The sequence below is a fragment of the Corynebacterium glaucum genome, from assembly GCF_030408855.1.
Taxonomy (GTDB): domain Bacteria; phylum Actinomycetota; class Actinomycetes; order Mycobacteriales; family Mycobacteriaceae; genus Corynebacterium; species Corynebacterium glaucum.
Genome location: NZ_CP047358.1, coordinates 899,547 through 921,288 on the forward strand (window position 1 = coordinate 899,547; position 21,742 = coordinate 921,288).

The window sequence follows — 21,742 nt, forward strand, 5'->3', positions numbered from 1 at the left end:
AAACGGATTCTCGAAAACATAACTGCTACCGATCTCGTGGAGAAAACCTCTATGCTTTCTTCTCGTCTCGACGGAAAGCGAAACCGCGTCGAGTCGTGCTTGTTTCTGTCGCAGATTGATCTTCGTCGCCGGTCGACTCGAGCGCTTTTTGCTCCTCCCGCTCCCGTCGCGCTTCGATTTCTGCGGCCTTTGCAAGCAGTCGGTCGTCGTTCATGTCGCGAATTTTCTCAGTGGCTTTTTGCGCTTGATCCACCGCCGATTGGCGGGCGCGGTTCGCAGCATCGACGGTGTCGCCTGCTAGCGACACCACAGATTGACGCCATCCCTGGACGCGGAGACGCTCTGCGTCTTCTACGCCCATCCGCAAATGCTGCGCAAACGCACTAATAATGTCGTGAATTTCGTTCGCTTGCGCGGTGATGTGGCGAGCACGAATCGGGTTTGTGACCCAGACCTGATTACTCAACTTGGCTGTCTCACGGACGGCTGTATCCATCTCGAGCAGACGTCGGGTGGTCGATTCCAATCGATCCTTGCGCGCGTCGTGGATTCCCTCTCGGTGAGAATCCAGCTGGCGGGGCTCAAACTCATTCACGTGGGCGATCTCCAAGACATACATCCGATCATGGAGGTAGATGCTCCGAGCAGCCACACCCAGCCAAAGCGGCAGATCGCCTTTCAACCCAGCTAGGAGGGTTTCAAGTTTCTTGGAGTTGTTCTTCTGCTTCCGGAGCTGATCAACGGCGTCATCGAGTTGCTCGATGGCGTAAGACTCGATGCCGTTGAGCGCTGATCCGAGGTGGTCGACCTTCGACCAAGTAGTAGAGGAGACGCTACTGCTGCGCCGGTAAAGTTCGTCCGCTTCTTCAATCGCGTACTGGATACCCCCAAGCTGCGCTAGTGCGTCAACCTTGCGCTGCCGGAGGAGAGTATCAAGCTTCTCATCGATGACCTCTAGATACTCCTTGATTTCAGCAATTGCTGCCTCAATTGCGGCCTGAGCTGCGATGCCCGCGGCGGTCGAAGTCATGGCGGGTGAAAACTTGACCTCTTGAAACGAGGTGTGTTTGAAGAATCGACTTGGATTGTCAGCGAGTCCAAGATCGCTTCGGCGTAGGACTCCAGGAACCGGTCCAGACGACGTGCGATGCTGGAGCAGCTTCGCAGTTTCGTCCGTAGCTTTGTAATATTTGCCGGATTTGAACTGCCGGTTTGAAATCGTGCTCAGCACATTGTTAGCGCGGAAAAGCACTTGCGGTGACGCAGGCGAAAACGCGGGTGCAGAAGTAGCGGGAAAGCGGTCTTCCTCGCTAAGGATCAGCAGACCCTCTCCATCTGCCAGGAAAGCCAGGTCCTTGCTTGAAGTCTCCATGTCCAGAAACTGTAGTATTGGCGGGCGGCAAATTCGTCGCAAAGCACCTGCGCTAACGCCGCTGCAGCACGACCTCTGGGTACTTGCGCACGTAGCCGACCGCGATGACGACGAGCGCCGCGGACGCGCCGATGACGGTCTCCGCGGTGCGGGCGAGCAGCATCCGCCAGACGGGGGAGGCCTCGACCGTCTGCACCATCAGCAGGGCGGTCGGGGTGATGAAGCTGACGGCGATGGTGTAGTTGCGGGTCACGTACATCTCGGTGAGGTACTGCAGAATCACAATCCACACGACGATCTGCCAGCCCTGCATTGGGTGGGACAGCAAAAAGCCGGCTACCGCGATGCCGGTGAGGGTGCCCAGGACGCGCTCGATGGCGCGGTAGTACTGCAGTTTGAACCGGGGGTTAACCAGCGGCGCGACGGCGGCGACCATGGCCCAGTAGGAGTGGGTGAGGGGGTCGGAAATCGTCACGGAGATCAACCCCAGGATGCCGGCACGCCGGGCAGGACCCATCTCAAACAGCGGGCTGAAGTGGTGCAACAGGGGACCCCCATACGCGATCCGTGCTCGATTGTGGTTTTCCGCGGGCAGAGTCTAGCGCGGGCGCCGCGCCGGGGCTGATCGACCCGTGAACGTATCAACAGACAGGCGTATGATGGCCCGGTCGTTGTAACCGCGAGAAGGAGTTTCGTCACAGTGTCACACGCGGGGGAGTACGCGTTCGCGTCAAGAAACCAACCCAACTACGCCTGGTGGAGGCCGCTCGCCGAAATCGTCGCGGTCGCCGTGCTCACCGTCGCGTTCGTCGCGGTGATTGGTGTTTCTCTTGAAGCCGCGGGAGTGGATACGACGAGCGGTGCGGCGGACAAGTACTTCGGGTACGGCTCCGTGGTCGTGGAGATCCTGGCGGTGCTCGTCGCAGTCCGGTTCATCGGGCGCAGGCCGGTTGCGTCGGTGTTCACGGCGCGAACAGGAACGAAACCTTGGGTGCCGTTCGCCGCGTACGCGTTGGCGTTTCTGGTCATCGCCGCTGTCATGGGCGCGGTCGGCGTGGTCGGTTACGGCGCGTCCTGGGACCAAATTATCGGAGATATTCGGAGCGATTCTCCGTTAGAGCTCGTCGCTATTGTGCTCGCCGCGCTCGCGGAGGAGATGGCGTTTCGTGGCGTGTTCTTCCAGGCGTTCACGGCGTGGACCAAGCACCCGGCCGTGGGCGCGGCGCTCGCCGCAATCCCGTTCGTGGCGATGCACCCGCAGGCGTACGGCTCACCGGTTCCCTTCGCCCATTATTTCCTTGACGCGCTGCTCTACGCGCTTTTGGTGTGGGCGTTCAACAGCCTCTGGGTCGCGGTTGCGGTGCACGCGGCGTGGAACACCTTCGGCTCGGTCCAAGCCCTGGGAATCCCGAATTCGGCTGCGAGCGCCGTGGCGGCATTCGCGGCTGCTGCGGCGGCTTCCGCCGTGGTGATTGCAGTGCTACCCCGCGCCGCGTCGGGTCACACGCGGGCACCTGCTCAGCGTGGCGCCGACCGCTAGCCTCACATCTTGTGCTTGAGGTATTACACGTATTCACCCGCCTTGGCCTAACGTCGTTTGGCGGACCGACGGCGCATTTGGGGTACTTCCGTGAGGGATTCGTCGAGAGGCGAAAGTGGCTCTCAGACGACGAGTACGCGCACCTCGTCGCGTTATGCCAGTTCATGCCGGGCTCCGCGTCGAGCCAGGTCGGCATGGCAATCGGCTGAAGCGTGCGGGATACGGTGGCACGCTCGCGGCGTTTGTGGGTTTCACGCTGCCGAGGGTGGTCCTCATGGTCGCGTTCGCGCTCGGGGTGGCGCGCCTCGGCGACATCTCGGACGCCGGCTGGCTCGCGGGGTTCAAGGCGGCGGCGGTCGCAGTCGTCGCGCAGGCGTCGCGCTCACTGCCTTCCTTATCGTGCTACTCGTGCCGCACCCCGCGGCCCCAGGTCGGTACGATCGTTGCGGGCATGCTCGTGGCCACCTTCGCACTTTCGCCTATCGACGCCCCTTCGGCCCCCAGCCGCACCCCCGCCGCCAGCCGCACCGTCGGCGTGGGCGCGCTCGCTGTGTTCGCGGCCCTGCTGGCACTGCTGCCGCTGGCAGGACGCGTGGGCACGAGCTGGGGCATCTCCGACAGCTTCTACCGCTCAGGCGCCCTGGTGTTCGGCGGTGGTCATTTACGCAGCTCAACATGTGTTTTTGTGTTTTGTAGTTTTGTTCGTTTCGTTTACAGATTACAAAACACCCCGTAAATGCCTACTGCGACCTGCGGTGATGTGGTTTCGTAACTTCTGCGTATTTTCGCGGCAACGATGCAGCAGACACTCCGCCATGTCCTCGCTGTGCCGTCGCCGGAACCGTTCTTGCGTGAATCTCCCCAGTAGTCCTGCAACGTGAAAAATATGTACATTTGGCGCGCATCTTTCCGTGCCCTCTTGTTTTCTGAGTTGCTAGATGTTCCGGGAGCGATAGCGCCATGACCGCATCCTGCGGTACTCCTCTGGATTTACTTGCTGTCCTCAGCGGAAAGGTTTCTTTGCGTCGACACGCCGTCGAGTTCAAATTCAACGTATAGCGAGGCAACGGTTGTGGAGGGTAAGCTCGCGGAGACACAACTGGGTGGGCATTTGCCCGATGTGGTGATTACGGAGAGATGATCGATTGGCTGAGCATCACACGGCCATCGTCGTCGGTGGTGGCCAGTCCGGCCTAGCCACGGCATACTACCTGCGACGCTACGAAGTGGACTTCTTGATCTTGGACAACCAAGAGGAACCCGGCGGAGCGTGGTTGCACACGTGGCCTTCACTGACGCTTTTCTCCGCCGCGGAGTTTTCCAATCTGCCCGGCTGGCCGATGCCGCAGTACCCGGGGTACCCGCCGGCAAGCCATGTCATCGACTACCTCGAACGCTACGAACAACGGTACGACCTCCCGGTTAGGCGCCCAGTGCACGTTCGCAGCGTGTCCCATGAGGGAGGGGTGTTCCACTTAGATTCGACCGTTGGTCAAGTCACAGCGGAGCACGTTGTCGCGGCCACAGGCACGTGGTCCGCGCCCTTCGTGCCCCACTATCCCGGTACCTTCCGCGGACACCAGTCGCATTCGGCGACCTACCCGGGCCCCGAACCATTCCGCGGCGCGAAGGTCGCGGTGGTCGGTGGGGCGAACTCGGGTGCCCAGATCGCCGCTGACCTCATCGAGACGTCGGAGGTCACATGGTTCACACTTGAGCGGCCGCGCTGGATGCCTGATGATGTCGATGGCCGCGATCTCTTTCTCCGCAGCCGCCGCCGGATTCTCGGCGGCGATTCCGGCCCGAACCTCGGGGACATTGTCGCGCTTCCTCATCTACGTGAGCTCCGCAACTCCGGTCAGCTCACCGCTACCCCCATCTTTGATAGCTTGAGCGAGCTCGACCACGACCACCTGATCTGGTGCACTGGTTTCCGTCCGGCCCTCGGCCCATTCCGCCACCTCATGCGCGGCCGCGAAACCGCGGTGAAGAATCTGCATCTAGTCGGTTACGGCAATTGGACCGGCGATGGATCGGCAACGCTGATGGGTGTGGGGCCCTTTGCCAAACACACTGCCCAGGTAATCGCGGGCCGTGTCGATGAAGCTCGGTAGCAAAAGTTTTGAGATGACGCTTGGTCCCTGAGCAGCTGGATCCTTCCACGATCCGCGTTGGAGACCCGTAGCGCGCGGTCCACGTAACTCGACTTAGCGCTTCGCTTGCGCAGCTCGCAGGCCGTTCAAAATCACGATGACTTCGGCGACCTCGTGAACCAACACGACGGCGGCCAGGCCCAGCACGCCGCTGATCGCCAGCGGCATCAACACGATGATGATGGCCAGAGACAGCACGATGTTTTGGTTAATGATCCTGCTGCCTCGGCGGGCGTGCTGCAGCGCTTGCGGGATCAGCCGGAGGTCGTGGCCGGTGAAGGCGACGTCAGCGGACTCGATCGCGGCGTCAGAGCCGGTCGCTCCCATCGCGATGCCCACCGTTGCGCCCGCCAGTGCCGGAGCGTCGTTGATGCCGTCGCCGATCATCGCCGTCGGCGTCTTGGAGGAAAGTTCTGCGACGATGCTTGCCTTGTCCTCTGGGCGCAGCTCGGCGCGCACGTCGTCGATTCCGGCGATTGCAGCCAGCGCCCGGGCGGTGCGAGTGTTGTCGCCGGTTAGCATGCTCACTTCCACGCCGTTGGCGTGCAGGGTCTGTACGGCTTCGGGTACCTCGGGCCGCAGCTCGTCGCGGACCCCGATCGCCCCGGCGAGGGCGCCATCGACGGTGACCAGGACGCAGGTCTGGCCCTCGGACTCCATGCGCTCAACGTCTGCTTTCAACGGCCCGGCGTTGATCCACCGGGGGCTGCCCACCAGCACCCGTCGACCTTCGACGGTGCCGCTGATGCCGTGTCCGGCTTCCTCGCTGATGTCCAGGGCGGCGGGCGCTTCGGGCCCCGCTGCCGCGATCGCCGCGGCGAGGGGGTGCGTCGATTGCTGCTCAACTGCCGCCGCGAAGGCTAGCACCTGCGCCTGATCGAATCCCCCTGCCGGGACCACGCCGGTAACCTCGGGCTGGTTGCGGGTCAGGGTTCCGGTCTTGTCCACCGCCAAGTGACGGATGCCGCCGAGCCGCTCGAACGCCGCGCCGGACTTGATGACCACGCCAAACTGGCTGGCCGCGCCGATCGCAGCCACGACCGTCAGCGGCACGGAGATTGCCAGCGCGCACGGCGACGCTGCGACCAGAACCACCAACGCACGCGTGATCCACGTCTCGGGGTCGCCCAGCAGCGAGCCGATCACGCCGACCAGCACCGCCAGGATCATCACTCCGGGCACTAGGGGTTGGGCAATCCGGTCGGCGATCCGGGCGCGGTCGCCCTTTTCCGCTTGCGCCTGCTCGACCAGGTCCACGAGTGTGGTCAGTGAGTTGTCCGTTCCAGCTGCGGTCGTTTCGACCTCCAGCACACCGGCGGAGTTGATCGCTCCCGCGGGCACCTCGTCGCCGGGCGCGACCTCCTCCGGAATGGATTCTCCGGTGATCGCTGAGGTGTCAAGGCTGGAGCGCCCAGACCGAATGATGCCGTCCGTGGCGATCCGCTCCCCGGGGCGCACGAGCATCAGCTCGCCAGCCACGAGGTCCTTCGCTGCGACCTCGACCGCTGTGCCGTCGCGCAGCACCGCCGCGGTCTGCGGTACCAACTTCAACAGTGCCCGCAGTCCGCCCTGGGCCCGGTCCATCGCCTTGTCTTCCAGTGCCTCGGCGATCGAGTACAGGAACGCTAGCGCCGCGGCCTCTCCGACGTAACCGAGGATCACCGCGCCGACCGCGCTGATCGTCATCAGCAAGCCAATGCCGAGCTTGCGCTTCGTGACAAGGTTCCGTATTGCGCCGGGCGCGAAGGTATACGCCCCTAGCAGCAGGCCGACCCAGAACAGTACTGTTGCGGGTGTCTCCAGCCCGGTCCAGTCCAGCGCCAGGCCTATGCAGAGGGCTACGCCGGAGAAGATTGGCAGTAGCAACTCGGGGTCCTTCCACCATGGCCGATCGAGCTCTTCGATCTCCTTGGCGGGTTCGTGTTCGCACCCACACGCCGAGCTCATGCGTCCGCTCCCTTCTCGCCGCAGCCGGGCACGGAGCACTCAGGGTCGATGCAGGGGGCGTTTTCGTCGACAGCCAACGTCGCGTTCACCAGCGCGTCGAGCGCTGCCGCGAGGTGCGGATCGGCGATTTCGTAGCGGGTCTTGCGGCCCTCTGGCTCGGCGACGACGATGCCGCAGTCGCGCAGGCAGGTCAGGTGGTTCGAGACGTTCGAGCGGGTTAGGTCCAGGTCGCGCGAAAGCATGGCCGGGTAGCTCGGGCCATCAAGTAGGGTCATCAGGATTCTGGAACGCGTCGGATCCGCCATGGCCCGGCCGAGCCGGTTCATGACGTCGAGGCGTGAAGCAATAGTCAGCATGTGCTGAACTATACAGTAGTCACTGAACTATTCAAGATTGGCTGAACTGCCAAGAACGCGAAGAGTCTGCGACCTGCAGGAACTAGCCGATGGGATAGCCGGTGACTGGGCCTTCGCGGTTCGGCTGGCACCCCAAGGCGGGGGCGACGCGGGTGGCGAAGTTCTCCAGAATCTTCACGTTGGCGTCCACGCCCATCCCGCAAAACCTATGCGTGTTTCCGTGCGCCCCATATGTTCTCTGTGTAATGACGCAAATTACTGTTTTTTGATTGTTGCAGGCTAATGAGAAAGTAACTTTGCAACGACATACTGTGGAGTTCAAATTTAACGTGTAGCGTTATTGACGCTTCGCGTTATGGGGGGTAGGGTGAAAAATGATCCAGTCGTTCGCTGATAAGGACACTGAGCGTCTTTGGAATCGAGAACGGGTGCGTTCAATCGATTCGCGCATTCACTCGGTGGCATTGCGGAAGCTACGCCAGCTTGGGTACGTGCAGAGCCTCGACGAGCTGCGAGTTCCCCCGGGGAACCGTCTCGAGGCCCTGAAAGGCGATCGGCGGGGTCAGTACAGTATTCGAATCAACGACCAGTGGCGGATCTGCTTCCGATGGACTGCAGCTGGGCCAGAGGAGGTTGAGATCGTTGACTACCACTGACAAGCTGCCCCCAGTGCACCCGGGGGAAATCCTGATGGAGGATTTCCTCAAGGAGATGGGCATTACCCAGTACAAGCTCGCGGTCTCCATTGGTGTTCCCCCTCGTCGGATTAACGAGATTGTTCATGGAAAGCGTGCGATCACCGCTGATACGGCGCTTCGTTTAGCGAAGTTTTTTGGGTTGAGCCCGCAGTTCTGGCTTGGGTTGCAGACCCAGTACGACCTGGACGTGGCAAAGGACAAGATCCTCGCCGAGATCGAGAATATTCAGCCACTCCAAAGTGTTTCGGCGTAGCGGTGGAGTTCAAATCTAACGTGTAGCTAGGCTTCGGGGCTGCCCACGCAGAACTCATTGCCCTCAGGATCCTGCATAACAGTCCAAACGAGTCCCGGTGCCTTGTGAGTGCCGAGTTCCGTCGCACCCAGCCCCTTCAGGCGCTGAACGATCGCTTCGCGGTCGGCTCCACCGCCGTCGATATGCATGCGGTTTTTCCCTGGCGTGGGGTCCTCGACGCGCTGGAACCCCAGCGCCGGAGTGGAATCGACCATGACGAAGTCCCCGTAGTCGGCAGCGATCTCGCAGCCAGTTGCAGCGGACCAGAACTTGGCGAGCTTAGAGGGATCGTGGCAGTCAAAGGTGATCTGGCGGATGGCGAAGTCGGTGTTGTTCATAGTCCCCATTGTTGGCGCGTGGCGCCGCACCTGCAATAGTCCGGTATTTGCGGCTGTCGCGTTTTGACCATCCAGCCGTTCCTCCGTGCCTCGAAAGTGGGCAGGATTATCGGCCGTGCACTTTGTCGCGGCGCCCTATCGAAAAAACCTCGATGGTGACAATCTCGTCTTCGATTACTGCCAAGATGCGGTAAGAGCCGACGCGGTACCGCCACTCGCCAGATCGATTAGCTGATAGACCTTTTCCGAATGCCCGTGGATCTGCGCAGCCGTCTATATTGTCTTTGATCCAGGTGGCAAGGATCATCGCGTCGAATGGATCCATCTTGTGTAGCTGCTCGCGCGCGCTGCTTGTCAGTACGACACGATAGGTTCTCTGATTACCTGAGTTCACTCAGAACCTCGTCGATACTGAACCGCTCTCCTGAATCTCCTGCGATCGCCTCCCGCAATGCCTGCAGATCATAGGCATCCTCGATTTTTTCGAGGATCGCTGATCGAGCAAAGTCAGAAAGGGTAACCCCCTCGAAATTTGCGAATTTGCGTACAAGCTCTGCGTCTTCATCCGGCATACGAATAGTCATAGTCGCCATAAACACTCCTTATGCATGGTGAATACAATGTATTCCGTATTCCATCTCGAGTGCAAGCGCTGAGGGGAAAAGATGCTAATCGACACTGAATCGTCAGCCTGCGGCGATCGAGATGATGTCTTGCCAAGCACCGGAATCGCTTTGGCCGAGGAAGTTCGCGCCTGCGGCAACGACGTTGCCATCGGGCAAGATACTCACCGCGTGGCTGGCACCCGCCGCTACGAGATTACGGTCCAAGGGGGCTATGCGCGCCGGGCCATGTCGGGGTAGACGATGACCACGCCATCATGGTCCACCTCGAGCTCGACGTCGACGCCCCGAGTGCCGCTTCGGTAGTGCACGGTGTCCTCGTCGATGGAGCCGTAGTACTGATCTGAGGCGATGATCTGAAGCGAAGGCATGTCGATCCAAGCCATGATCAGCTGTGTATCCGGGACATTTTCCGTGAGCAGGTTCAACCGCCGGATCGGCATGGTGTTGGTCATCGGGCACAGACCGAGGTCGCAGTCCAGCGCCTCGCTGAGATCAACCCCGTCGGCGATGCCAGGGGACGGCAGATCGGCGGGTTGCGCACCGGTGAGGGTAGTGTCGCTCGACCACTCGCCGGTATCGTTTCGGGTGAGCTCCAGGGCGCGAGACCAGCCGTCTCCCTGCGCTTCCACAGTGACGCGCCGGGTGATCCACTCTTCTGCGGCGTCCAGGGTCCACGTTGCGCGGTACCCGTTGCCGTGCTGCGTGCCGGTGGCGGTCAATCCGTCGTCAGTAAATGCGACCTCCGCGACGTTCTTGATATTGGGGTCGTCCCAGTGCTCCCAGGTGTATGTCTGCGTCATGGGAACGAGACTAGCGTCGGTACCTTCTTGCTTCGCCTTACGTGCTGCTTCAATCCGAGCTGCTTTCTGCCGATCGTGCCGCTCACCGCAGGCGCTCGGATCGTTTAAGAACCGGCAGCTCGCCAGCAACAGCCGTAAGGTAGCGGGCGTGCTTGAAGTTCTCGCCGTGTTTTTCCGCCTCGGTCTCACCTCGTTCGGTGGCCCGACCGCGCACCTCGGGTACTTCCGCGACGAGTTTGTTCAGCGCCGGAAGTGGATGACCGAGGAGGAATACGCCGACCTCGTCGCCGTGTGCCAGTTCATGCCGGGGCCCGCCTCGAGCCAGGTAGGCATGGCGATCGGTCTCAAGCGCGCCGGGTACGCAGGCATGTTCGCCGCGTGGATCGGGTTCACCATGCCGTCGGTGATCCTCATGGTGGCATTCGCACTCGGTGTGGCTCGGCTCGGCGACATCTCGGATGCGGGCTGGCTCGCCGGACTGAAAGCCGCGGCGGTGGCCGTGGTTACACAGGCAGTCATGGGCATGAGCAAGAGCATCATTACCGACGCCTGGCGCGCCGCTATCGCACTCGGTGCCTTTCTCGTAGTGCTCTTGGTGCCCAACCCATTCACGCAGGTAGGCGTTATCGCCGCTGGCATGGTCGCCGGGGTACTGCTGTTCGGCCGCGAGCGGAACGGCGAGAACGACGCCGACCATGTCGCCGCAACCCGATCCAAGACCCAGTCCCGAACCGTGGGCGCCGTCGCACTCGCGACGTTCGGGGCGCTGCTCGTCTTCCTCCCGATGATCGCTGGTGCGGTGCGCAACACCGGCGTGGGCATCTTCGACAGTTTCTACCGCGCCGGTGCGCTCGTCTTCGGTGGCGGCCACGTCGTGCTGCCACTGCTTGAGCAAGCAACGGTGCCCACCGGCCTGGTGGACCACGATTCCTTCCTCGCCGGCTACGGCGCCGCCCAAGCGGTGCCGGGCCCGCTATTCACCTTCGCGTCTTTCCTCGGCGCATCGGCGGAGGGCGTGCCGTGGCTCTGGGGTGCCACGATCGCAACGGTCGCGATCTTCCTGCCCGCTGCGCTGCTGGTCATCGGCGTTATGCCGTTTTGGGACCGGCTGCGCCAGCACCCGATGGCAGCTTCCGCGCTCGCAGGTGCGAACGCCGCGGTGGTCGGCATCCTCGCCGCGGCGCTCTACAACCCCGTCTTCACCGCGGGCGTCCACAGCCCCGGCACCATGGGCGTTGCGGCCGCCGCGTTTGTCGCGCTGCATTCGTTCAAACTGCCCGCCTGGGCTGTGGTAATCGCCGCTGCTCTCGTTGGCGGGATCGCGCTATGATCCCTGTCTTCACGGCGGGCGAGGGCGACGGGGGAATCGTCGCAAAGCTTCTGCGCGACTTCAACGCGGAGTTCGACACTCCCGCGCCGCCGCAGCACATCCTCGCCCGTCGCTTCGAGGAGCTTTTGAAGCTTGACGACGTCATCGTCATCCTCGCCGGACCCGATCGGGCTTCAGGATTCGCGTACCTGACGCTGCGTCCCACACCGTATTTCGATGGGCCGCTGGCCCAACTCGAGGAGCTGTATGTGGCTCCTGAGCTGCGGGGGCAGGGGATTGGCACGGCAATGATGGCGCGGATGGTGGAGCTACTTCGTCATCGCGGCTGCGAAGAGATCCACATCAACGTCGATGAACCGGACGTGGACGCGCGCCGGTTCTACGAGCGCCACGGGTTCTCGAACTTCGAGGCAGGAGAGGATTACCGTATGCTCTGCTACATTCGCGAGCTGGACTAAGTCCCGCCATTCACTCAGCAGCGTTAATGTGTCGCGGTGGTCTGCTGGTACACCGCCAGCCGCGCCATGCCATCTACCAGGTGGTATACGCTGGTCATGATCGCTTCAAAGGGTGCCTCGCCTTCGCGCCTCGCTTCTGCGCGATAAACCAGGGCTGCGGCATCTTCGCCCATCGGCACCACGCGCGCGTCCGAAAGCTCGTAGGAAGCCCATGCGGACGCGCCGTTTAGTGACTCAACCACCGCGTCGCGGGTCAGGACAAACCCGTTGACCAGGATCATCAGCCCGTCGTCAAGCATCAGCTCCCCGTAGAATGCCCCGCCGCGAGATTCGCACAGCGCGTCCCAGCCACTTCGCTCCAGTTCGAGCAGGGCTCCAAGACTCAAGTCAGCCATGGTGCCAACGCTAGCGGTCCTGCACGGTCGCAGCAGGGAGTTCAAGCTTGACGACGACCCCTCCAACCCGCCCCGGCACTATCGTCAGCTCGCCTTCAAGCGCATCGGCAATGGCGCTCACGAGTGCGAGACCGAGACCGTGGCCGCCGCCGGTGCGGGACCGGGCGAAGGGTTCGGTGAGCTGGTCGATGTCTTCGGCGGTGAGGTGCGGGCCGTCATTGCTGATCTCGACAATCACGGTGCCCGGGGCGTCGTCGGGAGAGCTCTCGGAGGCGCGGTATGCCTTCAACTCGGCGGTGCCCGGGGTGCCGTGACGCACTGCATTGCGCGCCAGGTTATCCACCGCTTGGCGCACGAGTTCGCCTTCGCCGGTGGCGTAAAGGCCAGGTTCGATATCGGTGCGCTCAATGCCGTGGACGTTGGCGATCGCATCCGCGAGCTCGCTCAGGTTGACGGGGTGTAGCTCAAGCGTCCGGCCGGCGTCGAGGTCGGCGAGCGCCAGCAGGGAAGTAACGGTGTCAGCCTGACCGGCATTCACCTCGCGCACGCGGGTGAGAGTGCGGCGGAGCTCGTCGACGGGTGTATCTGGGTCCTCCAGCGCGACATCGGCCATGGTCTGGATGGTGGCGATCGGGGTCTTCAACTCGTGCGAGGCGTTTGCGGCGAAGCGGCGCTGCGCGGCCACCTGGGCGGCGAGGGAATCAAGCATCACGTTCAGGGCGTCGGCGAGTTCGGCCGCCTCGTCGCGGGGGCCGTCGTAACGCACGCGCGTGGAGAGCTTGCCCGCGGTGACCTCGCGAGCTGAAGCGGCGATGTCTCGCAGCGGTCGGATCACAATGCCTGCGACGAACCAGCCGGTCAGCCCGGCAAGCACGGTGAGAACCCCGAGCACGGAAAGCGAAATCGTGAGCACCACACGGAGGATCTCTTCGGTGATGGGCACCGCGGCGTCGATGACCGCGCCGGAATCTTCTCCGCCGAGAACGGCTTGGAACGGCACCGGGGTGAGCTTGAGGTAGAGGTACACCAGGCCGATCAGTGCGAGGCCGACACCGAGGACCGTGAGGACGAAGAGCACCGTGATGCGGGCGCGCAAACCGAGCCGCTTCATGGTCGTGGCTCCGTAGCAACGTAATAGCCAGAGCCCGGGATAGTGTGCACGATCCACGGGTCGCCGAGTTTGCGGCGCAGGTGCGAGATGGTCACTCTCGGCGAGTTCGTGAACGGATCCGCGTACGCATCCCACGCTTCTTCGAGGAGTTCCTCCGCGGAGATGACGCCGCCGTCTGCGGCCATGAGGACTTCGAGGATGGCGAACTCCTTCGGGCTCAGCGCGACCGGGTCGCCGGCGCGCGTGACCTCCTTGCGGAAAGTGTCCATGCGCACGTTGCCGCAGCGGTAGACCTCGCCGCGCGGGAGGTCGGCCGCCCCGCTGCGCCCGGGGGCCGGTCCGGTGCGGCGGGCGAGTGCCTCCACGCGCGCGATGAGCTCCGGTAGCTCGAACGGCTTCGGCAGGTAATCGTCGGCACCGAGGGAGAACCCCTCCAAGCGCTGATCCAGCGTGCCCGAGGCAGTGAGCATGATGACTCGGGTGGACGGGTGATCGCTTCTGATGCGGCGGCAGACGTCGTCGCCGTGCACGCCGGGCAGGTCCCGGTCGAGGACGACAACGTCGGGCACAAAGGCGTCGATAAGCAATAGTCCCTCCTGGCCATCGTGGGCGAGCTTGACCTCCATGCCTGCGCGAGCGAGTGCGGTGCCGATTGCTTCGGCGAGGTAGACCTCATCATCAACCACAAGAACGCGAACTGTCATGGTCACGATGCTAAATCGAAGGCTGTTGCACACGCGTTAACGCCGTCGCAACATTGGGCCCACCTATGCTTCGTGCCATGCAGATGCCAATGGAAAAGCCTGTGACCAACCGTGTCATCGGAGTTGACGTTGCACGCGCGGTGGCGCTGATCGGGATGATGGTTGCGCACCTGACATACTCGGACGGGATCGCGGCGGAGGTGGTGTACGGCTTTCCGTCTGCCCTGTTCGCGCTGCTTGCCGGCGTGTCTATGGGATTCATGGCCGGGCGCGGTGCGCGACCGGTGCACTTCATCGTGCGCGGCGTGATCTTGATCGCGCTGCACCTTGCGCTGCTGCCGTTTGCCGGTTCGATTTACGTTGTGCTGGGCACGCTTGGCATCTGCATGATCGCACTGGCGTGGGCGCCGCGGTGGGGCCGGCGGGTGATCGCCGGTGTGATTGCCGCCTGCACCGTCGTGTCCGGGTTGGTGTGGCAGTTTGACGACGGCACTTTGTGGCCCATCAGCGAGCCATACCCCGTATTCATGTGGGCGGCGCTGATGCTCGCCGGCATGCTCACGCAGCGCTACATCATCGGCCACACCCGACGTTGCGTTGTGGCGGCGGCGCTTGGCCCGGTGGCGATGGCGCTGACGATTCTGGCGCGCTGGTACATGTACCTGCCCTGGTTCTTCGACGCTGAGGGGCACACGGGCGGGGTGATTGACGTGGTCGGGTCTGCAGGGGCAGCGATCGGCATGTGCGCTTTGTGCTGCCTGGCGGCGCAACCGTGGCAACGGGTGCTGCCGCGCATGGGCGCGATGCCGCTGACCCTGTACTGCTTGCACGTGGTGACTGCGGATTACGTCGGCCTGTGGATCACGCTTGCCGTCGCCGCGGTGCTTGCCACCGTGTGGCTGCAGTTTTTCCGGCGGGGGCCGGTCGAAGCCGCCGTGCGACGCCTCGTGGCATCCGGCGCAGGCGCGATTGAGAAGCGCGCAATGAAGGAAGGAAAGAAGAATGAAGCAGCAAGTATTCACCCGGGCGGCGGACACGTCGGCGATGGTGGCTACGGTGGCCATGAGCTCCCTGCCCGCATTGGCAATGGAGAGCACGACCTTCGCCGGTGATTCACCCGAGACCGAGCCGGTGGTCTCCGTCCGCGTCGACGACTCCGACCCGAAAGACGGCGTGTGCACCGGCACCGCGATTGCCGAGCACTGGGTAATCACCGCCCGGCACTGCACCGACATGGCGCGCAAACCCGGCGGCTCCGTACGCACCGGCCAAGGCGACTCGCAGGCTGTCTACCAGGTTGATCGCGTCGAAGTCGCGCCCCGCGGCGACATCGCACTGATGCACACCGTCGAACCGATGCGGCTCTCGCACTTCGCGGAGGTCGCCGCTGAAGCACCCAGCGGCGAAGTCAACATCTACGGCTGGTCGAGCGACGGCTCCGGCGGTTCAACCCAGCTGCCCTCAGCAAAAGGCAAGGTCGAGGGGGAATCAGAGCTTTCGCTTTACGACGCCCCGGTAGCCGCCAAAGTCACCCTCGCAGACGGAGCCCGCATCCAGCCGGGTGATTCTGGCGGTGCCATCTTCGCCGACGGGAAAGTTGCGGGCATCATGTCCGCAGGCCTGTTTGAAGACCCGGATAACCCCACCGAGGAGGAGATGCAGAGCAACTCCGCCGTTGCGGTCGCGCCGGTGGCGGACCAGGCGGAGTGGATCCGCTCAGTCGCGGGGGAGCAGGAACCGGAAAGCACCGCAGCTGGTGGCAACGCCCCGAGCGCCGGAGCCGCAAGCGGCGGGTCCACCGAGTGGCTGCGTTACGCAGCCCTCGGGCTGGGCGTGCTCGCGCTCCTTGCCGCCGGTTTCTGGGCGCTGCGGCGTCACTAGGTTAGGCGAGGATGCCGCCGCGCAGGAACGCCGGGATGAACCGCGAGATCAGGCCGAGAATCGAGGCCAGACCGACCAGCGCGATGCGCGCGATGGTCAGCACCGGGTTCTCCTTGACCGGCTGGAGGGTGTGTGACGGATCCTTCTTGTCGCCGTCCTTGGAGTCGCCGTCCTTGGAGTCGTCGCCTTTGGAGTCATCGGTGCCAGGGGCGGTAGTCGCCGCGCCGAGTTCAACCGGGACAACGGCCTCGGTGCCGGCGTCGGTGGTGATCTTCAGCTCCTGCGTGCCGGTCAGTCCCGCGGGCACGTCGAGCTCAACGGCGGCAACGCCGTATTCATTCTGCGTTGCGCCGCCGGTCTCGGCGGTGATTGGAGCAGAGGCGGTGGCGTCGCCAAGCGTGACGGTAACAGTGGACGCGGATTCACCATCGGCGTAGAGCAGCGAGCTGAGCTCGATGGTCGCCTTTTCGCCGGCTTTGAGCGACTTAGGCAGGTGGACGCCGATGTTGGACTGGCTGGTGCGCGGGGTCGGGTTCTCGTTCGCGCCGAGGTACTCCACCAGTGCGTTGACGTCGATGTAGCCCAAGTTGGCTTGCGCGCTGCCGCGAGTGAAAGCCTCGAACTTGTCGCCGCCGTTGAGCAGGAACTGGGAGCCGGCGACGATGTAGGTTGCTTCCGGATCGAGCGGCTTGCCGTCGATGGTCACGGAAGTGACCTTGGACCCGACCGGTGCGGTCGGGTCGTAGGTGTAGGTCACGTTGTCGGAGATGCCGAGCGGGAACATCGGACGGTCCGGGTCCTCGCGCCACTGCTGCTCGAGGGCCGCGAGGAAGTCGGAGCCCTTGAGCTCGATGTAGGTGTTTTCGTTACCGAATGGCTGGATCGCGAACGCCTCGGCGTAGGTCACCTCGCCCGGCTCGAGCTCTGCGCGCACACCGCCCGCGTTCATCACACCGATGTCGACCTTGACAGCGGAGTTGTTAGTCACGCCCTGGCGAGTCACCTCAGCGATGAAGTTGTTCAGTTGCGACTCCTGTGCGCCGTTTCGGTAGAACTGGGTGTCCACCTTGCCGATCACGCGGTTACCCTCGGCGCTCGCGGCGTCAACTGCTTCCTTCACAATCGCCTCGACCTCTGGCTGCGGGGTATCGCAGGCGCGGATTTGGTCGGCATCGAGAAGCTCGACCTTGTCGAAGGTGACCTCGCCGGTAGCACGGTCGAAGCTGATGTCGACGTTGGCGAGGTTCTTGCCGTACTCGCCAGCTTGGATGAGCACCGGGGAGTTATCCGGCTCGTTGATCACCTGGTGCGAGTGGCCCAGGAAGGCGACGTCGACGGAGTCGGAGAACTCGCTGGCTTTGATGCCGCCCTCGTGGACGAGCGCGACCACGATGTCTGCTTTCTTCGAGTTCTTCAGCTCGTCTGCAACGGAGTTCGTGACAGCGACGGGGTTGTTCCACGTGATGCCAGCGATTGCTGCGGGGTTGACCAGGTTCGGCATGTCGTCGGTAATCGTGCCTACGAAGGCGACCTTGACGCCGTCGATTTCCTTGATCACGTATTCCTCGGTGCCGTCGATACTGTCGGCGTTCGCCGCAACCCAGCTCCAGTTCGCCTCGTTGACAACGCGGTTGGAGAAGTCCTCCGCGCCCTGGTCGAACTCGTGGTTGCCCACCGCGGAGACCTCGAGTCCCATGAGATTGAGCACGTCGATCGTCGGAGCGTCATCCAGGAGCATCGACTCGAAAGGGGAAGCGCCGATCAGGTCGCCGGAGGAGGTGAAGATGTGGTTGCGACCCTCTGCAGCGCGGTCGACGGCGCACTTGAGGTGAGTTGCGCCCGGAACGCGCTGGGTGGTGTTCCAGTAACCGTGGAAATCGGTGATGTTGGAGATCGTCAGCTGGGCGGTGCCAGCGTTTGCGGGTTGTGCAACGGCAACGGTGGTGCCGGAGACAGCAATTGCGGCGGCGGTTGCAGTCGCGGTGGTGATAGTGGCTACGTTGAGGCGGAAGCGACGGGTACGCATAGTGTGCGGGACCTTTCGAGCTCAGCAAATAACAGGGAAGAGGCGAAGTCAGCGGTGCGGGATTCACCGCACGAACGCTGAGAAAAGTCTAAGACCGTGTCTTGGATCCCGCAGGGCGAGCTATTTCTTCCGGTTGGTGCGCTCGGTCCGTTGTAGACCTCAGCGTTGTAGACCTCAGCCAGAACCGGATCACTCCAGTCACATTCAACACAGCTCACCTGGGCTTTTGTGGAGCGATTTTCTTGTGGTCTACAACCGGAGGCGAAGTGAGGCGCGGTGCGGGCACGGCGCGGGCGGGGCGGCGCGGCTGCTGAAGGGAGATGGCTAGAACCAGCCACGCAAGTACTCGCCGACGACAGCGCCGCCGAGCTCGTTCAGGTCCGGTGCGACGACGTTCGCGCCAGCGCGGTTTGCCATGGCGTCGAGGAGGGCGATCAGGCCCGGGTCGTCGGCAAGCCGGAAGAAGGTGATGCGCGCGCCGCGCTTAGTCACCGAATCGAGCGCGTCAATGGTGCGGGCAAGCGTGATGCGGTCGGTTGGCCAGTTGAAGTGCGCTTCGCCCCATTCGGTGAGCATCGAAGTTGGCTCGCCGTCGGTGACAATCAACAGCGTCGGGTCGAGCGCGGGGTGGCGGGTGAAGAACTGCTCCGCGAGCAACAGCGCGTGGTGCAGGTTCGTGCCTTGCTCCTGGATGGGTGGCAACCCGGTGAGCTCCTCGATTGACAGCGTCTGGGCGTAGCGCCCGAAACCGATGAGCGTGAGCTCGTCGCCGCGGAACTGCGTGGACATCAGGTGGTGCAGTGCGAGCGCGGTTTGCTTCATCGGCGTCCACCGACCCTCCATCGCCATGGAAAACGAGGTGTCTACCAAGAGCGCCACGGCGTTGCGGGTGCGCGCTTCGGTCTCGACGACTTCGATGTCGCCGACTTGGATGCGCACGCCGCCTGCAAGCCCGCCAGCAAGATCACCGCCCTCGGCCACCGTGCGCTGGATCGCGTTCGTGATCGTGCGGGTGGTGTCCCACGGCTGCGTGTCGCCGAACTCCCAGGGCCGGGTCCCGCCCGTGGCCTCACCGGTCTGCCCAGCAAGGCGCGTGTCGCGCTGGCCTTCGCGGTTGGACAGGTGCTGCGCGGCGTCGTCAAGCAATGCTTTGCCCAGCATGCGCATTGCGCGAGGCGAAAGCTGCAGTGAGCCGGACTCTCCCTTGTTCAGCAGGCCCGAGTCTCGCAGTGCGCGCTCGAGGTCTTTGAGCATCTGGGCGTTGGTGGCGGCGTCCTCGCCGAGCAGGTCGGCGATGTCGTCCAAATCGATGTCGCCGGGGCGCGCGCCAGCAAGCGTGTCAGCGAGCTGGTCCATGCGGCCGATGTCGCGCATGGCGCGAGAAGCTTCGCCGAGGCCCAGCGGATCGTCGCCGGAAAACTGCTCGCCGGAGGTCCAATCGAGGTCGGGGCGGATCCCGCGCAGGTTTGCGTCCAGCTCCGAGACCAGGTTCATCAGTTCCTCGGAGCCGAAAGCCTGGGCGGCGAGTTCCATGAGCTCACGGCGCTGCTCCTCCGTCATCGAATTCAGCATGCGCTGCGCGGCGGCCGAACGCTGGGCGAGCAGCTCCACCAGCTCGTCGATATTCTTCGGGTTCTCCGGGAACTGGTGGCCGTGCTTGGCCATGAACTCCTCGAAGTCGGCATCGGTGGCCATGCCGGCACGGTGCTTGCCCAGCAGTACGTTCAGGTCGCGCAGCATCTCGGCCACAGCCGCGCGGTCCTCATCCGTCGCGTTCTCCAGCGCGCCCTTCATGCCAGCGAAACGCTGATCCAGCATCTCGCGGCCGAGCAGGTCCTTGATCTGGTCGAACTTCTCACGCGCCTCGCGCGAAGCCCACTCGTACTCGCCGAGCTCGCTCACGGCAGCCGCAGGCGAATCCGGCAGGTTGTCCAAGGTCATCTCGCGCATGGAGCGGTCGAGGTCGTCCATCTCCACGTCGCGCGCGAGCTGGCCGCGCTCCGCAAGTACAGCTTCATCAAGCAGTTTCTGCACGTCGCGCAAGGTTCCGGTCAGGTTGTGCTTCGCAAGCATTGCTTGTCGACGCTCAGCCAAACGCGCCATCAGATCGTCATAGCCTTCGAGGCCTTGACCGCCTCGCCGCAGATACTCGCGAAGCGCCTGCTCCGCCGAGTAGCCCGCCATCACATCGTTCGCGATGGCACGCACCGCCTTGGCCAGATCCGGCGGCGGAGCCAGCGGGTCCGGCCCCGGCGTATACGCGCGGTAACGGGCGCCCCGCCTTGGCCCGCGCGAAGAATAGGCGTTAGCCATAGATTGTCTCGCCCTCTCCGGAGTCCTTCGAGATCTTGCGCGTCAGGTACAGCGCTTCCACGCCCAGCTCGATCGCGGCGGCGCGCTCGCCGTCGCTGGAAGCGTCGAAGGCGTTCGACAGGTCGTCGTAAAGCGAACTGCTCAAGCTGGGCAAACCTTCCAGGAACTCGCGAGCGGTGACCTGCTCGCCGGTGGTGATGAAGGTGTTGCCGTCGAGCGCTTCGATGAGCGGGCCGAAGTCGAGGCCGCGGATGCGTCCGCGCACAGCTTCGGCGACGGCGTTGCGCAGGAGGTATTCGAGGATTTCCCACTCGCGGCCTTCCTCGCCGTGCTCGAACTCGACCTTGCCGCCGAGGACGTCGACGGCGGCTTCGAGGTCGACCAGGCGGGCCACGGCCTCGTCCTCCCCGCGCACGGCAGCGCGGCGCTGGGCTGCGGCGGCGACCGTCTCCGCGCCGGCGATTGCGAAACGGGCGGAGACGCCGGCGCGCTGATTAACGGCATCGGACTCGCGAAGCGCTCGGGTGAAGCGGGCGAGAATCTCCATGATCACGTCCGGGACCTGCGCCACCAAGTCGGCCTCCTGGCGGATCACGGCGATCTCCGCGTCCAGCTCAAGCGGGTAGTGGGTGCGCACCTCCGCGCCGAAGCGGTCTTTGAGCGGGGTGATGATGCGGCCGCGGTTGGTGTAATCCTCCGGGTTCGCAGAGGCGACCACCAGCACATCCAGCGGCAAGCGCAGCATGTAGCCGCGGATCTGGATGTCGGCCTCCTCCATGACGTTGAGCATGGCGACCTGGATGCGCTCGGCCAGATCCGGCAGCTCGTTGATGGCCACGATGCCGCGGTTGGAGCGGGGGATCAGGCCGTAGTGGATGGTCTCCGGGTCTCCCAGGCGGCGGCCCTCGGCCACGCGCATTGGGTCGACGTCACCGATCAGGTCCGCGACAGAGGTGTCTGGGGTGGCCAGCTTCTCCGAGTAGCGCTCGGAGCGGTGCAGCCAGGTGATCGGGGTGGCGTCGCCGTCGGTTTCGATGCGGCGCTTCGCGGCGTCCGTGATTGGGTGCAGTGGGTGCTCGCGCAGCTCGGAGTCTTTAAGGACGGGCGTCCATTCGTCGAGAAGCAATGGGAGCGTGCGCAACAGGCGAGTCTTGCCCTGGCCGCGCTCGCCGAGCAGCACGATGTCGTGCCCGGCGAGGATTGCGCGCTCTACCTGCGGAATGACAGTGTTTTCGAGACCGTGCAGGCCCGGCCACGGATCTTCACCAGTGCGGAGTTTGGCCAGCAGGTTGTCGCGCAGTTCCTGGCGAACGGGCTTGTAGGTTGCCCCGGTGGCACGCAGCTCGCCGAGGGTGGACAGGCTTGGAGCTTGGCTCATGGTGGACAGGGTACGCCCGTCACG

General features: G+C 63.6%; 26 protein-coding genes. 10 read left to right on the forward strand and 16 right to left on the reverse strand.

Annotation, left to right across the window (positions count from 1 at the left end; genetic code table 11):
* Positions 1–49: 49 nt before the first annotated feature.
* Both CGLAUT_RS04430 and CGLAUT_RS04435 read right to left on the reverse strand, forming a co-directional pair.
* Positions 50–1,372 (reverse strand): hypothetical protein, encoded by a 1,323-nt coding sequence (locus tag CGLAUT_RS04430; RefSeq protein ID WP_290186568.1) that lies wholly within the window; start codon positions 1,370–1,372, stop codon positions 50–52.
* 52 nt (positions 1,373–1,424) lie between these two features.
* Positions 1,425–1,916 carry an FUSC family protein gene (locus tag CGLAUT_RS04435; RefSeq protein ID WP_290186570.1) on the reverse strand — a complete coding sequence of 164 codons (492 nt, stop codon included), beginning with the start codon at positions 1,914–1,916 and terminating at the stop codon, positions 1,425–1,427.
* A 156-nt stretch (positions 1,917–2,072) separates the two neighbouring features.
* Between CGLAUT_RS04435 and CGLAUT_RS04440 the strand changes: the two genes are divergently transcribed.
* The 4 genes from CGLAUT_RS04440 to CGLAUT_RS04455 all read left to right on the forward strand — a co-directional run bounded on the left by CGLAUT_RS04440 (position 2,073) and on the right by CGLAUT_RS04455 (position 5,026).
* The gene (locus tag CGLAUT_RS04440; protein ID WP_290186571.1) at positions 2,073–2,912 is read left to right on the forward strand and encodes a CPBP family intramembrane glutamic endopeptidase; all 840 of its coding nucleotides are present in this window, start codon (positions 2,073–2,075) and stop codon (positions 2,910–2,912) included.
* Positions 2,913–2,923: 11 nt separating this feature from the next.
* Positions 2,924–3,121, forward strand: coding sequence for a chromate transporter (locus tag CGLAUT_RS04445; protein ID WP_290186573.1), 198 nt, complete (start codon positions 2,924–2,926; stop codon positions 3,119–3,121).
* Positions 3,067–3,648, forward strand: coding sequence for a chromate transporter (locus tag CGLAUT_RS04450; RefSeq protein ID WP_290186574.1), 582 nt, complete (start codon positions 3,067–3,069; stop codon positions 3,646–3,648). Before CGLAUT_RS04445 ends, CGLAUT_RS04450 begins: the two co-directional genes overlap by 55 nt.
* Positions 3,649–4,057: 409 nt before the next feature.
* A complete protein-coding gene (locus tag CGLAUT_RS04455) occupies positions 4,058–5,026 on the forward strand; it encodes an NAD(P)-binding domain-containing protein (RefSeq protein ID WP_290186575.1) in 969 nt (322 codons plus the stop codon).
* Positions 5,027–5,119: 93 nt separating this feature from the next.
* On the opposite strand, the gene CGLAUT_RS04460 is transcribed toward CGLAUT_RS04455, so the two are convergent.
* The 3 genes from CGLAUT_RS04460 to CGLAUT_RS04470 form a co-directional block, all read right to left on the reverse strand.
* Positions 5,120–7,012, reverse strand: coding sequence for a heavy metal translocating P-type ATPase (locus CGLAUT_RS04460; protein WP_290186577.1), 1,893 nt, complete (start codon positions 7,010–7,012; stop codon positions 5,120–5,122).
* Positions 7,009–7,368 carry a Cd(II)/Pb(II)-sensing metalloregulatory transcriptional regulator CmtR gene (gene cmtR, locus CGLAUT_RS04465; RefSeq protein WP_290186579.1) on the reverse strand — a complete coding sequence of 120 codons (360 nt, stop codon included), beginning with the start codon at positions 7,366–7,368 and terminating at the stop codon, positions 7,009–7,011. Before cmtR ends, CGLAUT_RS04460 begins: the two co-directional genes overlap by 4 nt.
* 82 nt (positions 7,369–7,450) lie before the next feature.
* On the reverse strand, positions 7,451–7,564 hold the full coding sequence (locus CGLAUT_RS04470; protein ID WP_095659658.1) for an alkane 1-monooxygenase: 114 nt from the start codon (positions 7,562–7,564) through the stop codon (positions 7,451–7,453).
* 178 nt (positions 7,565–7,742) lie between these two features.
* On the opposite strand from CGLAUT_RS04470, the gene CGLAUT_RS04475 reads away from it, so the two are divergent.
* Positions 7,743–8,024 carry a type II toxin-antitoxin system RelE/ParE family toxin gene (locus CGLAUT_RS04475; protein ID WP_290186580.1) on the forward strand — a complete coding sequence of 94 codons (282 nt, stop codon included), beginning with the start codon at positions 7,743–7,745 and terminating at the stop codon, positions 8,022–8,024.
* A 34-nt stretch (positions 8,025–8,058) separates the two neighbouring features.
* The gene (locus tag CGLAUT_RS04480) at positions 8,059–8,319 is read left to right on the forward strand and encodes a HigA family addiction module antitoxin (protein WP_290187014.1); all 261 of its coding nucleotides are present in this window, start codon (positions 8,059–8,061) and stop codon (positions 8,317–8,319) included.
* A gap of 26 nt (positions 8,320–8,345) precedes the next feature.
* Here CGLAUT_RS04480 and CGLAUT_RS04485 read toward each other — a convergent pair whose 3' ends face one another.
* The 5 genes from CGLAUT_RS04485 to CGLAUT_RS04500 form a co-directional block, all read right to left on the reverse strand.
* Complete coding sequence (locus CGLAUT_RS04485) at positions 8,346–8,705, reverse strand: VOC family protein (protein ID WP_290186582.1); 360 nt, start codon at positions 8,703–8,705, stop codon at positions 8,346–8,348.
* A gap of 97 nt (positions 8,706–8,802) precedes the next feature.
* Entirely contained in the window at positions 8,803–9,090 is a 288-nt protein-coding gene (locus CGLAUT_RS04490) for a type II toxin-antitoxin system RelE family toxin (RefSeq protein WP_343898689.1), read from the reverse strand.
* Positions 9,077–9,280, reverse strand: coding sequence for a type II toxin-antitoxin system RelB family antitoxin (gene relB, locus CGLAUT_RS04495; RefSeq protein ID WP_290186586.1), 204 nt, complete (start codon positions 9,278–9,280; stop codon positions 9,077–9,079). Before relB ends, CGLAUT_RS04490 begins: the two co-directional genes overlap by 14 nt.
* A 102-nt stretch (positions 9,281–9,382) precedes the next feature.
* Entirely contained in the window at positions 9,383–9,526 is a 144-nt protein-coding gene (locus CGLAUT_RS12205; protein WP_343898691.1) for an RCC1-like domain-containing protein, read from the reverse strand.
* A gap of 5 nt (positions 9,527–9,531) precedes the next feature.
* A complete protein-coding gene (locus tag CGLAUT_RS04500) occupies positions 9,532–10,122 on the reverse strand; it encodes a putative glycolipid-binding domain-containing protein (RefSeq protein WP_290186588.1) in 591 nt (196 codons plus the stop codon).
* 148 nt (positions 10,123–10,270) lie between these two features.
* Between CGLAUT_RS04500 and chrA the strand changes: the two genes are divergently transcribed.
* Entirely contained in the window at positions 10,271–11,452 is a 1,182-nt protein-coding gene (chrA, locus tag CGLAUT_RS04505; RefSeq protein WP_290186590.1) for a chromate efflux transporter, read from the forward strand.
* Positions 11,449–11,910 (forward strand): GNAT family N-acetyltransferase, encoded by a 462-nt coding sequence (locus tag CGLAUT_RS04510; protein ID WP_290186592.1) that lies wholly within the window; start codon positions 11,449–11,451, stop codon positions 11,908–11,910. Before chrA ends, CGLAUT_RS04510 begins: the two co-directional genes overlap by 4 nt.
* A 23-nt stretch (positions 11,911–11,933) precedes the next feature.
* Here CGLAUT_RS04510 and CGLAUT_RS04515 read toward each other — a convergent pair whose 3' ends face one another.
* Genes CGLAUT_RS04515 through CGLAUT_RS04525 form a run of 3 tightly spaced genes read right to left on the reverse strand, consistent with a single transcriptional unit; the run spans position 11,934 to position 14,120 of the window.
* Positions 11,934–12,305: a nuclear transport factor 2 family protein gene (locus CGLAUT_RS04515; protein WP_290186593.1), complete on the reverse strand. Its 372-nt coding sequence runs from the start codon at positions 12,303–12,305 to the stop codon at positions 11,934–11,936.
* A 10-nt stretch (positions 12,306–12,315) separates the two neighbouring features.
* Positions 12,316–13,416 (reverse strand): sensor histidine kinase, encoded by a 1,101-nt coding sequence (locus CGLAUT_RS04520; protein ID WP_290186594.1) that lies wholly within the window; start codon positions 13,414–13,416, stop codon positions 12,316–12,318.
* Complete coding sequence (locus CGLAUT_RS04525) at positions 13,413–14,120, reverse strand: response regulator transcription factor (protein WP_290186595.1); 708 nt, start codon at positions 14,118–14,120, stop codon at positions 13,413–13,415. Before CGLAUT_RS04525 ends, CGLAUT_RS04520 begins: the two co-directional genes overlap by 4 nt.
* A gap of 77 nt (positions 14,121–14,197) precedes the next feature.
* Here CGLAUT_RS04525 and CGLAUT_RS04530 point away from each other — a divergent pair, with 77 nt between their 5' ends.
* Both CGLAUT_RS04530 and CGLAUT_RS04535 read left to right on the forward strand, forming a co-directional pair.
* Positions 14,198–15,232, forward strand: coding sequence for a DUF418 domain-containing protein (locus CGLAUT_RS04530; protein WP_290186596.1), 1,035 nt, complete (start codon positions 14,198–14,200; stop codon positions 15,230–15,232).
* Positions 15,123–16,001: a trypsin-like serine protease gene (locus tag CGLAUT_RS04535; protein ID WP_290186598.1), complete on the forward strand. Its 879-nt coding sequence runs from the start codon at positions 15,123–15,125 to the stop codon at positions 15,999–16,001. The genes CGLAUT_RS04530 and CGLAUT_RS04535 overlap by 110 nt, the downstream gene beginning before the upstream one ends.
* A 1-nt stretch (position 16,002) precedes the next feature.
* Here the strand turns inward: CGLAUT_RS04535 and CGLAUT_RS04540 are convergent, their stop codons facing one another.
* The 3 genes from CGLAUT_RS04540 to CGLAUT_RS04550 all read right to left on the reverse strand — a co-directional run bounded on the left by CGLAUT_RS04540 (position 16,003) and on the right by CGLAUT_RS04550 (position 21,718).
* Positions 16,003–18,027, reverse strand: coding sequence for a bifunctional metallophosphatase/5'-nucleotidase (locus tag CGLAUT_RS04540; RefSeq protein WP_290186599.1), 2,025 nt, complete (start codon positions 18,025–18,027; stop codon positions 16,003–16,005).
* Positions 18,028–18,351: 324 nt separating this feature from the next.
* Positions 18,352–20,340 (reverse strand): vWA domain-containing protein, encoded by a 1,989-nt coding sequence (locus CGLAUT_RS04545; protein ID WP_290186601.1) that lies wholly within the window; start codon positions 20,338–20,340, stop codon positions 18,352–18,354.
* Complete coding sequence (locus tag CGLAUT_RS04550; RefSeq protein ID WP_290186603.1) at positions 20,333–21,718, reverse strand: MoxR family ATPase; 1,386 nt, start codon at positions 21,716–21,718, stop codon at positions 20,333–20,335. The genes CGLAUT_RS04545 and CGLAUT_RS04550 overlap by 8 nt, the downstream gene beginning before the upstream one ends.
* Positions 21,719–21,742: the final 24 nt, after the last annotated feature.